This window comes from Albibacterium profundi (assembly GCF_042159835.1).
Lineage (GTDB): Bacteria > Bacteroidota > Bacteroidia > Sphingobacteriales > Sphingobacteriaceae > Albibacterium > Albibacterium profundi.
Genome location: NZ_JBBVGT010000002.1, coordinates 1,710,599 through 1,723,979, shown reverse-complemented (window position 1 = coordinate 1,723,979; position 13,381 = coordinate 1,710,599). Strand labels below are relative to the sequence as shown.

General features: G+C 41.4%; 8 protein-coding genes. 5 read left to right on the top strand and 3 right to left on the bottom strand.

The annotated features are described in order from the left end of the window. Window positions 1–83: 83 nt before the first annotated feature. Window positions 84–776, bottom strand: a complete 693-nt coding sequence (locus tag WKR92_RS09130) for a FadR/GntR family transcriptional regulator (protein WP_375557520.1) — start codon at window positions 774–776, stop codon at window positions 84–86. Between the two features lie 279 nt (window positions 777–1,055). Between WKR92_RS09130 and WKR92_RS09125 the strand changes: the two genes are divergently transcribed. The 4 genes from WKR92_RS09125 to WKR92_RS09110 all read left to right on the top strand — a co-directional run bounded on the left by WKR92_RS09125 (window position 1,056) and on the right by WKR92_RS09110 (window position 10,114). Next, on the top strand, window positions 1,056–3,422 hold the full coding sequence (locus WKR92_RS09125; RefSeq protein ID WP_375557519.1) for a PIG-L family deacetylase: 2,367 nt from the start codon (window positions 1,056–1,058) through the stop codon (window positions 3,420–3,422). A 93-nt stretch (window positions 3,423–3,515) separates the two neighbouring features. Beyond that, the gene (locus WKR92_RS09120; protein WP_375557518.1) at window positions 3,516–5,210 is read left to right on the top strand and encodes a sodium:solute symporter family protein; all 1,695 of its coding nucleotides are present in this window, start codon (window positions 3,516–3,518) and stop codon (window positions 5,208–5,210) included. 377 nt (window positions 5,211–5,587) lie between these two features. Further along, entirely contained in the window at window positions 5,588–8,494 is a 2,907-nt protein-coding gene (locus WKR92_RS09115; RefSeq protein ID WP_375557517.1) for a SusC/RagA family TonB-linked outer membrane protein, read from the top strand. An 18-nt stretch (window positions 8,495–8,512) separates the two neighbouring features. Continuing rightward, window positions 8,513–10,114, top strand: coding sequence for a RagB/SusD family nutrient uptake outer membrane protein (locus tag WKR92_RS09110; protein ID WP_375557516.1), 1,602 nt, complete (start codon window positions 8,513–8,515; stop codon window positions 10,112–10,114). 83 nt (window positions 10,115–10,197) lie between these two features. Here the strand turns inward: WKR92_RS09110 and WKR92_RS09105 are convergent, their stop codons facing one another. Further along, window positions 10,198–10,917: a DUF4488 domain-containing protein gene (locus WKR92_RS09105; RefSeq protein ID WP_375557515.1), complete on the bottom strand. Its 720-nt coding sequence runs from the start codon at window positions 10,915–10,917 to the stop codon at window positions 10,198–10,200. Between the two features lie 404 nt (window positions 10,918–11,321). On the opposite strand from WKR92_RS09105, the gene WKR92_RS09100 reads away from it, so the two are divergent. Beyond that, window positions 11,322–11,903, top strand: coding sequence for a DJ-1/PfpI family protein (locus WKR92_RS09100; RefSeq protein ID WP_375557514.1), 582 nt, complete (start codon window positions 11,322–11,324; stop codon window positions 11,901–11,903). Between the two features lie 195 nt (window positions 11,904–12,098). Here the strand turns inward: WKR92_RS09100 and WKR92_RS09095 are convergent, their stop codons facing one another. Continuing rightward, entirely contained in the window at window positions 12,099–13,373 is a 1,275-nt protein-coding gene (locus WKR92_RS09095; protein WP_375557513.1) for a sialidase family protein, read from the bottom strand. Window positions 13,374–13,381 lie beyond the last annotated feature (8 nt).

The following is a 13,381-nucleotide window of genomic DNA, read 5'->3' as shown; positions in this document are numbered from 1 at the left end:
TATGAATTAGTATTCTCAACTACATAACAACTTTTTTACTTACTTCGGCTATAAATCTTTTGTTAGATGCGGTGTTGACTCAGTTAAAAGTCATTTAACCGATCAAAATGTGGTTGCAAATGCTCTTCCATTCCTTTGTTAAACTCTTCAAGAGTTCCATTTTTCAAAATTTCCACCAAATCTAGGTGACTTGTCTTTCCCCGTGTCGGCTTCTCCTCTTTCGAAGTAACATAACCAAAAATTGGCAGTAGCATTTTCTGGAAACGTTTTAGCGTATCGTTAGCGGTAATCTCATAAAGCTTTCCGTGAAAGTCAATTTCATGCTTAATTCGGAAAGAATCGTCCTCTAAGTTTTGGGTTTTGGCAATCTTCTCAAGTTCGGCAATATTCTTATCCGTCTTATTTCTAAAAAGTAATTTACCCAGCCCCATTTCTAACACCAAGCGTAATTCGAATATATCTTTGATAGTTGCAGCGTCAATAATTAAGGGATCTAAGATCTTTTCGAAAGACCCCAATATATCTGGATTGACAAAAACCATCCCTCTTTTTTTTCTAGACTCAATAAGACCAAGCATCTTTAACCTACTGAGACCTTCTCTAACAACGTTTCTACTCACACCTAAAGCCTCTGCCATTTCCATTTCCTTTGGCAAAGCATCTCCTGCTTTAAAAGCTTTCTTCTTCAAAAAGTCAATAAGTCTGACCTCTACAATATCAGCCATCGTTGGTGTACTGATTTTTTGAAGATCTTTTGTTAATCCGGTAATACTCATTTTACTCTCAAAATTTAGGTTCAAATATATTAATCTTAATCAATCTTGTTCATATGTAGGACAAAATATTTTGAAGTTTATAAATATAAATATACAATATAGGTAACAAATACGCTCACTCTTACTGATTTCTTACTGGATTTGCTATTTTTATAACAAACTAAATGAACCTCGATGATAAGAACCTTATTCGTATTCTTTTTCATTTGCTCGTACACCTTTGTTTTTTCCCAACAAGTCCGACCAAAGCCCGCTGGAGCAATCTACAAAGAAATAAAAATGCTAAAAAACCTTCCACGCGTTCTATATCTAGCAGCCCACCCTGATGATGAAAATACGGGGCTACTATCTTGGCTCGTCAATGAAAAAAATGTTGAAACCGCCTATTTGTCGTTGACACGAGGCGACGGGGGACAGAACCTATTAGGGAGCGAACAAGGTCCTGCCCTAGGCCTTATCCGAACCTACGAACTGCTAGAAGCTCGCAAAGTGGATGGCGCCAAACAACTTTTCAGTACAGCCATAGACTTTGGTTATTCTAAGAGTTCTGAGGACACATTTACACAGTGGAATCTCGACAGCGTCACAAAAGATGTGGTTTGGATCATTCGTCAATTCCAACCTGACTTGATCATTACCCGTTTTCCCCCTACATCTGCTGCTGGACATGGACAGCATTCAGCCTCAGCCACCATCGCCGAAGCTGCTTTTAAAGCTGCGGCCGATCCCAGTAAATTCCCCGAACAGTTAAAGGATACAAAAGTATGGCAAGCTAAGCGGCTAGTATGGAACACGTTCCGTTTTGGTAACACAAACACGACCAACGAGAATCAGTTTAAAATAGAAGTTGGTCAGTACGATCCATTGTTAGGCATGGGTTATGGTGAACTCGCTGGGGTAAGTCGCAGTAAACATCAGAGCCAAGGTGCCGGCACCCCATCGGTTGCGGGTGTTCGAACGGAATATTTCTCGCACGTCGATGGCGAACCAATGCAATCTTCACTATTCGATGATATTACACTCACCTTCAGTGATTTAGAACGTCCTGATATCGATCAGGCAATAAATAAAGTCCTAGATGAATACGACTTCAAAAATCCCAGTTCAAGCCTACCAGCGTTATTAAATATCCGCGTCATGATCGAGTCGCTAGAAGAAGGCTCTACCCAAAAAAGCAAACTAGCCGCTATCGATCATACCATACAAAGTGCGTCGGGCTTCATGGCTGAAATGGTAACGGACCGACATGAAGCAATACCCGGCGAAGCTCTGTCTTTCGATCTGAATCTGATTGCTAGATCCTCAACACCGGTTGTTGTAGAAAAAATAACAGTACTAACTGAAGAACTTGAGCCTCAACGAGAATTACCCATTGATTCAGTCATCGATTTTAGTTTCGACTTAAGGATACCATTTGATGCCAAACCAACAGAGCCCTATTGGTTGAGCAACGAACCGAAAACTGACTCTCAATACAGCGTAAGTTCAACTGAACTCATCGGCTTGCCTTTTAAACAAGCTGACTTAAATGCACAGGTAACATTACGGATTGGCGAGCAACGGTTTCATGTATCCGTTCCTTTTTCCTATAAAAAGCTGGACCCCATCAAAGGTGGCATTGTTGAACAGCTACAAATAATACCTCCCGTCAACATTACCTTTACCCAGCCGATCTATTTTGTTAAAAATGATTCATCTTTAGACTTAACCTTGGACATTGAAAATCGCGGAGAAGAGAACGCAGGAAAATTGATCGTAAGCCAAGGGACAAAAAAGCTGACTTCAATTAATAACGTAACTCTCGCCGCTGGACAGGATTCGACAATAAGCTTTACACTTGAAAGCAAAAGCCTTAAAAACCTGAATCCAAATCAACCAATTACGGCAAGCTTCCATACAGAAAATCAAACCTACACAAAGAACCGTCACCTTGTTCAATACGATCACATACCCACGCTGCAGTACTTTACACCGGCGAGCGCACTGATAATGAACGGAAACTTATCAAGCACAATAGAAAAAGTCGGATACATTCAGGGGGCGGGCGACTTTATACCGACCTTTTTACGCTTAGCGGGCATGGATGTCACCTTTTTGACTGAGGCAGATTTCGAAAATGCGGAAAATCTTAAAAATTATGATGCAATTATCACAGGAATTCGTGCAATCAACGTAGAAAAGAGAATGGATCAATGGATGCCCGTCCTTAACGAGTATGTCTTCCATGGCGGAACTGTCGTCATGCAATTCAACACCTTACAAGACATGGCTACAACTGATATTGGCCCCTATCCTTTTACCATCAGTCGAAATCGCGTAGCGGAAGAAAATGCAAAAGTCACGATTTTAGAGCCGAACAACGCTCTCTTAAACACACCAAACAAAATCAACCAAGATGATTTCAAAGGATGGATACAAGAAATGGGACCTTACTTTCCATCCGAATGGGATCCGGCTTATACGCCATTATTGGAAATGCATGATCAAGGTGAAGACCCTCAAAAAGGGGCCTTGCTTTATGCTCAGTACGGCAAAGGTCACTTTATTTATACACCATTATCCTTTTTTAGACAACTGCCGATAGGACACAGTGGGGCATCCAAGTTATTTTTCAATCTACTTTCAATTGGCCAAGATGAAAAATAAAAAACTGAACAACTGGAATACTTGGTACATATTGCTCATTGCAGCGTTAGTAATACAAATCGTTTTATATTATCTTTTTACTAAATATTGGGAATGAGCTTAACCGACTGGCTAGTACTTTTCTTGACCCTAGTTTTCATCCTGCTCTATGGCATGTATAAGGGTCGTGGACAAAAGGATGCAAAATCTTATCTATTAGCCAATCAAGAGCTTCCTTGGTATGTAGTTCTACTTGGAATTATGGCTACTCAAGCCAGTGCTATTACTTTTTTGTCCGCACCGGGACAGGCTTATACGGACGGGATGCGTTTCGTCCAGTATTATTTCGGCCTTCCCTTAGCGATGATTGTTATATCAGTAACCTTTATACCTATATTTCAACGGCTTAAAGTTTACACAGCCTATGAATACTTAGAGAGCCGGTTCGACAAAAAGACACGTATCCTCACGTCTTTCCTGTTTCTCATGTCACGCGGACTGTCTACGGGGATTAGTATATATGCTCCAAGTATTATTCTCTCAACCATTCTGGGCTGGAATATATATATTACCAATATCCTTACCGGCGGACTCCTTCTTATATATACCTATTCAGGCGGGGCGAAAGCCATTGCTCATACCCAGAAGATTCAGTTTCTGATTATCCTAGGAAGCATGGCATTCGCAGGCTACCTACTTATCCAACAAATGCCCGAAGGAATCACATTTAACGATGCACTCTTCATTGCCGGCAAATCAGGAAAGTTAAATGTTATCACGACCGACTTTGATCTAAATGACCGATACAATATATGGAGCGGTATTATTGGTGGTTTTTTCTTGGCTCTCTCATATTTCGGCACCGATCAAAGTCAGGTAGGCCGTTATATATCTGCAAAAAATGTTCGGACCGGTCGCATTGGTTTATTGTTGAACGGTTTAGTAAAAATACCGATGCAGTTTAGTATCCTTCTTATCGGTGCTTTGCTTTTCGCTTTTTTCGCACTAAAGCCGGCACCGGTTTATTTTAATGAACGTTCATATGACATCCTAGAAGATCGGCATCCAGAAATAGCTAACCAATTTAACGAACAACATAATGCTCTTCAGCAAAAACAGATCGCGATTTCCAAGCAATTGCTTCAAGAACGAGATGCAAACTCTGCGAACATAGACCAAACAGTAGCCGAATATAAAGCCGTCCAAAGCGAGATTAAAGATCTCCATAGCACAGTCGAAGACACGATAAACGAAACAGGAATCAGTATTGAAAAAACGGATACCAATTACATCTTTCTATATTTCGTACAGAATACCTTACCCAAAGGCATGATCGGCCTTTTATTTGCCGTCATTTTTTTAGCTTCCTGGGGTTCCATATCGGCCGCCCTAAATTCTTTAGCCTCGTCATCTTATAAGGATATACAATTGCGGCTTCGCTATAAAGATCATGACGATAAAAAACAATTACTCCATAGTCGTCTCCACACGTTGTTCTGGGCTATATTTTCTATTGGAGTCGCTATGTTTGCCACCCAAATGGGCTCCCTCATTGAGGCAGTGAATATATTAGGCTCTCTCTTCTATGGCCCCATTCTTGGAATCTTCTTAGTAGCCTTCTACTACAAAAAGATCAATGGCTCTAATATGTTCATATCCGCCATCCTTGCGGAGCTCAGTATTATCCTGATTTATAATTTAGACCTTATTTCCTTTCTATGGCTGAATGTTATCGGAGCAATAGCTGTATTTTTCTTTTGTTTTGTGATTTCTTTGTTTCAGCAAGTAATCACAAAAGATGAACGCTAACTTGTTACAATAGCATTTCATCAGTAAGACTTTTTTTCTTTGATATCTTATTCGTAAACATTGCGTTACATTTCGTTATCGCCCGATTTGGTATTACCAATCATTACGTTTCTATTCATTAAATATTATGAAATTTCTTTTTTCTTGCACACGAGCGTTTTATTAACCATATTTATGCACACATTACTTAACAAAAAAGAAAGGAGCCTAAATGTAGATAATCTTACTTCCGTAAACCTTTAGTCAATTATTTATACTCTATACCCATTTTATATCCGTTCGTCTAATCGAAGGTGCGGTATGCTATAGAATGATTTGAGCGGTATAGAGCATCCACGAAATATGAAATAATATGAAACACTTTAACAAAAATTACTATGCTTAAAATTAGGACTTTAATTGCGATAGCTGTTCTATTTTGTACGCTTCCTGCTATGGCTCAACAAAAGACCATCACAGGGACGGTTACAGATGAAAATGGCTTAACACTGCCTGGCGTTAATGTTCTGGTAAAAGGCTCAAACGTCGGAGCCAATACCGATAACGATGGGCATTACCAGATCACGACAAATGGTGATGTTACATTAATCTTCAGTCTACTCGGATTTTCCGATGTAGAAGTGAGTACCGAAGGGAAAACTCGAATCGAAGTAACATTATATGAATCCAGCCAAGACCTGGATGAAGTAGTTGTTATGGGCTACAACGCAGTTGAGCGACAACACCTTGCTTCATCCATCGCTGAAGTTGACATGGAAAAAATTAAATCTCGCCCAATTTTCAAATTAGAAGAAGCTTTTGCTGGGACAATCCCTGGAGCGACCGTTTTGCAAGGACATAACCTTCCGGGAACGGGCCCTGGAGCGATCTCAATTCGAGGTATTAGTACACTACAAAATGCCGCCCCCTTAGTTATCGTTGATGGTATGGAGCAATCGCTCTCCGATATCGACCCTAATCAAGTTAAAAGTATTACCGTATTAAAGGATGCTGCATCTGCATCAATGTATGGATCTCGCGGAGCGAACGGTGTAATCGTTATTGAAACGGAACGAGGAGATCGTGGTCAGTTTAAAGTTGACATCCATACGTGGACGGCCATTAGTGACCCAATAGACTTGCCTGACTTTGTGAATGGTGCTGATTATATGCTTTTGAATAATGAAGCCAGAGCTACTCAGAATCAAAGCCTACTCTATACAGATGCTATGATCGACTCGGCTAGAAACGGCTTAAGTGCAACTACCGACTGGCTAGATGCCGTCATGGAAAGACAAGCCATAGCACATAATACTGCCGCTAGCGTGTCAGGTGGTGGTGGCGTTGGAACATTTAATTTAATGCTTGGCTACATCCAAGAGAATGGCCTTAATACACTTGAAGGAACTGAGAAGTTCTCTGCGCGCTTTAATACAAACATCAATATCGATGACAAATTTGTCCTCCTCGCCGATTTTTATGCTCATCGTTTACAAGTAGATCGCTTATACGCCAATGATGATGGACACGGTTTATATAAGAATGCTTGGAAGATGAACCCGACACAGGACATTTTTTACGATTCTGACCGGCCAAATCATTACATGCTCCACAACAACTTGAACCCCGTAGCGTCAATTCATCATGGTGGATCATGGAATGCGCTGCACGACCGGAGCACGATCAACCTAAGACCTCGTTATTACATCAACGATAACTTCCGAGTGGAAGGAAATGTGTCTTACATGGTTAACAAGTCTGCCAATAAACATAAAAGGTCAACCTTCAAGTTTTTCGATGGTGATGAGAAACCCGTTACTACATGGGGGAACGCAGTCGGTGCAAGCCAAGGAGTGAGTACTAGCCAACTTACTGCGCGCGCTAACGTGAACTATGAAAGAGGTCTAAGACAGGACAAGGACAAATTGTACGTAGTTGCCGGTACAGAAATCATGAACCATACGTATACGGACTATCGGGAAATAAGCAAAGCTTCCTTTTTTGGTCGGGTAAATTATTCCTTTGACAATAGATACCTCATCGAAGGTACGCTACGTTCGGATGGAAGCAGTAAGTTTGCTCCAGGCCACCGTTGGGGTTTATTCCCATCTGGAGCTGTTGCTTGGAACGTACATAATGAGAGCTTTATGGATGAGATTCGACAAGATGGTACGATCAACAATCTGAAATTTAGAGTCTCATATGGCCTTATTGGGAATGAAGATGTTGCCCCTTATTTATGGCAAGAAATTGTGAACACATGGGGATGGACAATTCGTGTTCCGAATCCTTTATTCTCATGGGAGACACAAAAGCAATGGAATGTGGGTATGGACTTGGCAATGTTTGACGATCGTTTAAACTTAACTGCCGAAATTTATAAAAAACACTCATTCGACCTAATTTATGGAGATTTCCCGGTGCCCCCATTAACCGGATCAAACTCATTAGAATCATCAATGAATATTGGTGAAGTTGAAAACAAAGGATGGGAGTTATCCGCAAGTTGGGGAGAAACGAAAGGAGATCTTTCTTACAGTATTGGTGCCATGCTATTCAATAACGAAAACAAAGTTTTGAAAGCCGGACACTCAGCTAGCGACACCTTGATATTCAAAGGCAACTCCGATAAAATCTGGTACCGTGGTATTGCGATTGACAACTACTATGGTTATGAAAGCAATGGTTATTTCCAAACACAGGAGGAAGTTGACGCGACAGAAGCAAAATTACCCAATACACTTCCGGGTGACATCAAATTGGTGGACCAAAATAATGACGGCATCATCAATGATATGGACCGCGTAGATTTGGGAGACCCTTTCCCGCATATGAACTATTCGATTACACTGGATGTTCGTTATAAAAACTGGGATTTCTACGCATTAGGTATGGGCGTCGGAGAACGTACAGGTCGATTAAATGGATTGGAAGGTTACCCTGTATTGATGGACGGGGGCGATAATAGTCTCGGTACACCAAGACAATACTATATGGATAATCGCTGGACACCTGAAAACCCAAATGCTAGGTTCCCTCGTGTGTGGACCGGAAACAGCTCAAATGCCAACCTTAGCAACGTATGGTTGAGTGATGCATCCTTCTTTAGAATCAAAACCCTTCAGGTAGGCTACACATTTCCTAAATTAAGCAATAGCATTCGTAACTTTCGCGTTTACCTGAATGCGCAAGATGCGATCACCTTCACAAATTGGGAAGGGTTAGAACCCGAACGTAATGGTGGAGATGGTAGCTATCCACGGATGGCGACATTCAGTCTGGGGATTAAAGCAACAATTTTATAAAGAATCAAATTCGTAAAAATGAAAAAGATAAAAATATATTTCATTGTCCTACTAACATTTGCACTTACAGGGTGTGAAAAGTTTCTGGACAAAAGTGATCCTACAGCCACGTCCTTTGACGAGTTTTTCAATACTGAGGCCGACTTACAGCGAGTTACCTATAGTAGCTTTTACGACGTATTTACGAATCACAATGATCGCCGACTTCTTTTCTATATGCTTGACGGTCGGAGTGACAATGGATACGCACGTGTAGCAGGTGACCATCACCAGCTTATGGCAAATGGAACAATGAACAGTAATTCCCGTCTTGGTGAATATTATTATACGATCCATTTGAAGCACGTAGGCCGCTTGAATAACTACCTAGCAACAATTGATGAACCGTACGTTGAAGATGAGTCTATCCGGACACGCTATGAAAACATTCTAAAAGCTCTTAGAATTTGGCACTATTTCCGTCTCACCTTCCATTTTGGCAACGTACCTTTTTATTTGGAACCGGCCGATTTGGAGCAAGCTCTACAGCCAGCTACTCCCAAACAAGAGATCCTAGACACCATCTTTCCAATGGCAGAGGCGGTGGCAAACGCTCTTCCACCTGATGAATATACGGTTGATAAATATATGTTCAATCGTTACTCGTTCAAAGCTTTGATTATGCGCTTTGCTCTCTTTAACGGTCGCTACGAACTTGCAGCTAAATTGGCAAAAGAAATTATGGATAGCGGTCGGTATTCTCTTCACCCGAACTACGGTGATCTTTTTCAATATGAAGCGTCCTCTGACAATAATGAGTTCATTATCCACTTTAACGTTGAAAGTCATAGTGGGGATAAAACCTATTCGTTTAGAGATTTAGGACCTCATTTCAGAACTGGTAATGGACAATCCTATATGGTGCCGATCAAATCATTAGTAGACGCTTACTGGACGAAGCAAGGTCGCCCAATTGACCAGTGTCCATTGCATACGAAAGAAGAGTACGAATTAGACCCTAACTTGAACCGCGACCCGCGCTATGAAGCTAGTATCTTTGGACAAGGCGATGAATTCTATGGCGAGACCATCGATATCTACAACCAAAACAATCCGATGTTCTATGAAAATCAACGCGCAAGTAAATCAGGTTTCTGGTGGAAAAAATTCGTATCCGAAAGTGATGCTTTCCGGGATGGGAATATGGAATTTGGTTTATTACGTTATGCGGAGGTATTAATGACATACGCCGAAGCTAAATTAATGATGGGTGACTTTGATGCTTTAGCAAAAAAGAGCATTAACGATATCCGCAGAAGAGCCGGCTTAGACATGACTGTTGCAGATGTAACGCTTCCTGCCTATAGCAGTTATACTAATGATCAGTGGTTGGAATTAATCCAGAACGAGAGACGAATTGAATTTGCTGGTGAAGGTTTACGTTACTACGACATCATTCGTTGGAGAATCGCTGAGGATGTATTAAATCAACCAGCCTTAGGCCATACCAGAGAAGTAAATGGCAAGCTTGTATCATTGAAAATTGAAGATCGGAAATTCTCTCCGCATCAATACCTGTGGCCTTTCCACGAAAGCTCACTAAAAGTAGAACCAGGATTGACTCAAAACCCAGGTTACTAAGTTTCAGCTTAATTAAAATTAAGAGGATTTAAACAAGAAAAGGCGGTCGAGAATGACTGCCTTTTCTTGTTTAAATCCTCTTGCTATTCCACCCGACTCCATACTTCATAGATCTCATCCCCTTTTGAGCTGAGACCACTATGATGCCACTTACCATCCTTTAACTCTCCGTCAAAAGAAAGACTGGCACCCACTCTACTGTTGTCCCTTGAAAAGAATTCTATATTTTCTGTGTAGGTGCCGTTTTCAAAGGTATAAGTACCTCCGCCAGTCCCAGAAAATTGCTTTGTTCCCGGATCAATTGCAAACCATTGGAAGCGGTTTCCCGTAAGCACTTTCAACGTTTTACGCGTTCCGCTTTGATGAATGGGCACTAATTCCCCGCCTTGCATACGTTCTGTAATATGCCAAACGCCGGCTAAAGGAGCATCGCCCGCATCTGACTTCGTCCAAGTTTGTGTTGTTCCGTCCTGAGTTATTGTCAGCTGATCGCCATCAATCGCTACGTTAGCTGTTAACTTCGATCCTACGCGGTCGCTCCTTTCCGAATCAAATTCAAGATCGACCTCCATTTGATCTCCACTCACAGAATAGGGTCCTCCATAGCTTTTAATATACTGATCACTCTTGAAGATACTTTCAGTAAAATAATTATCTTGAAAAACTAATACCGAGGTTTTGTCTCCATCGTTCATTTTCCAAGCTCCGGCAATGTCTTTTGCAGATTGCCCATGGACTCCAAGACTGAAAAAAACCAGTAATGCAGTCAAGGTTCCACCCAAATTGTTGATGTACTTTTTCATGATTTTGATTTTATATGATCACCCTATTAATATTATCTTTTGTTTCATATCATTTTCCTAGCATAAGCTTCTCTGTCTAAAATAAATAATAGAACTTAATTGTTTGATTTTTTATTAAAAATCATAGGGTCGGATAAAGAACTTGTTATACATGACTACAAATTGATTATCTATTTCTTTCCTAATGCTCTCGGTCAAACCGATGATTATAGAGAGTTATTAAAAATTCAATATGTAATAATATCCCGTTCATGTGATACATGTCTATTGTGATATACCTTTTCTGTTTTACAAAAATTAAAAGGTCAGCAGATTAATTTTACATGAAGTTAGTGCATGTTGCTCGCTTTTTGACCATGGATTGATTAAATTGCTCGGAACGAATAACCAAAAAACACAAACAAATGAGCAAGAAAATTTTAATGTTGGCCGGCGATTTTGTAGAGGATTACGAAATCATGGTGCCCTATCAAGCACTTCTTTCGGCAGGTGCTGAAGTTGATGTTGTCTGCCCAGACAAAAAATCGGGCGATTCTATAGCAACTGCTATTCATGACTTTGTTGGATTTCAAACCTATGCTGAATTGAGAGGTCATAACTTCATTCTGAACAAAACTTTCAGCGAAGTGAATCCAGCCGACTATGACGGACTATATGTTTGTGGTGGACGTGCGCCAGAATACATCCGTCTAAATGAGAAAGTGCTGGAATATACACGTCATTTCTTCGAAGCCGATAAACCTGTAGCAGCCATCTGTCACGGTATTCAAATCCTGACTGTAGCAGGTGTATTGGAAGGTCGAACCCTAACGGCTTATGACGCAGTAGGTCCGGATATTAATTTAGCCGGTGGCACTTACAAAAAGATAGCAGCAACGGAAGCGATTACTGATGGCAATCTAACCACCTCACCGGCCTGGCCCGGGCATCCGGCTATATTGAGGGAGTTTTATAAGCTACTCGGCATCCATATCTCAGCTGATTAATGGAAATTCCTACCAAAAAGTAAGCCCCTGAAACGGGGAGGATCAGGGGCTTTACTAACCAATTATAAACCTAAATTATGATACTACAAATATACCCCGTATTCTTTAAGTAAAACCATATTTTACGTTAAATAATGTTAAAATTATTGTAATTTTTCCTTGACTCAACTATGCCAGTGAGTCTAAAGCAGTTTATCACTCTCCCTGAACCCAGCTGGTATTGAACTTATGAAAATCTACCGAAAAGTACCGCGTAGCCCCGGCGCCACCTACAGGTGTGGTATTATGCTCTACCAGGGCACCGATCGTGGTTTCATTAATAGCGGTCAGGCTCGTATAACCACCATAACCCAGTGTGCAAAGATCGGCCTGCTCAACCCCATCATAAGTTAACTCGCGCGAGTCTTTCCATGTCTGGCCTTCGTCGTAACTCAGCCGAACCGTCATATTGCACCGATTTACCAATTCATCGCCATCGTTTCTGGCCGGATTTAAAAAGACCAATACACTTGGGTTAAAGGACAACCGGTAAATAGAAGCCTGACTACGCGGATCGATCAGATTTCGGTCACCCGTAAAATCCGAAAATCCGGATTCGATGGAACCTATAGCTACATGCCTGGTTTTGCTAAGAAGCCAGTAACTCGAAACTGCACGATCATTCCGCATCAACAGTCCATTGCTTAGCTCGACAACAGCGCTCTCAAAAGTACCTAATGGCAGCGACTGAAAGTGCCAGGTCTGACCATGGTCGTCACTATAGATATTACGCTCGCCGGCAGGAATGATCAAGCGGCCTTTCGTGGGTCCCTGTTTCACCTGAATACCATTTCCGGGACCTACAGCATCCCATACAAAGGTTTTTGGAACCAATTCTTCGGTCAGATCCGCAGGCTCGGACCAGCTCATTCCATTGTCGTCGCTGTAGGTCGCAAACACCCGTCTGTCACCCCATTCCGATACCGCAGGATAATCTTTTCCTTCAAATCGGCCACCGTGCTGACTGTGATTTTCATCGTTCCAGGACACGAACAACCAGATTCGGTTATTTTCTTCATCGGTCAGAATAGTCGGATTCCCCCAGGTTCCTTCACCTTCTACTAACAAAGGCATAAGAGCCGACCAGCTTTCACCTTGATCTGTTGAAACTTTATAAACTATATCAATATCGCCATAATCCAGACTCGATCTTTTCCTCCCTTCGGCTAAGGCGATCAGGTTGCCATTTGGAGCGCGGGTTAAACTTGGAATCCGATACGAATGATAGCCCTCCTCATCAGCCTGAAATACGCGGACATTCATTTTGTGCGGGGCTTCAATTTCCCCGTTGTCTTCGGAATCATCGGCTGGCTTCACGAATTTTTCTGAATCAACCATCCCGGTAAACTCGTCTGAACAAGCAAAGAGTGTAACCGATGAGATAATCCCGAATATTACGGCTAATCGTGTTATAACAAAAGTATATTTCATTACTTTAA

Coding starts and splice junctions, on each gene's coding strand:
- WKR92_RS09120 (WP_375557518.1), top strand. CDS start 3,516: ATGAGCTTAACCGACTGGCTAGTACTTTTCTTGACCCTAGTTTTCATC.
- WKR92_RS09110 (WP_375557516.1), top strand. CDS start 8,513: ATGAAAAAGATAAAAATATATTTCATTGTCCTACTAACATTTGCACTT.
- WKR92_RS09125 (WP_375557519.1), top strand. CDS start 1,056: ATGCTAAAAAACCTTCCACGCGTTCTATATCTAGCAGCCCACCCTGAT.
- WKR92_RS09095 (WP_375557513.1), bottom strand. CDS start 13,373: ATGAAATATACTTTTGTTATAACACGATTAGCCGTAATATTCGGGATT.
- WKR92_RS09115 (WP_375557517.1), top strand. CDS start 5,588: ATGCTTAAAATTAGGACTTTAATTGCGATAGCTGTTCTATTTTGTACG.
- WKR92_RS09100 (WP_375557514.1), top strand. CDS start 11,322: ATGAGCAAGAAAATTTTAATGTTGGCCGGCGATTTTGTAGAGGATTAC.
- WKR92_RS09105 (WP_375557515.1), bottom strand. CDS start 10,917: ATGAAAAAGTACATCAACAATTTGGGTGGAACCTTGACTGCATTACTG.
- WKR92_RS09130 (WP_375557520.1), bottom strand. CDS start 776: ATGAGTATTACCGGATTAACAAAAGATCTTCAAAAAATCAGTACACCA.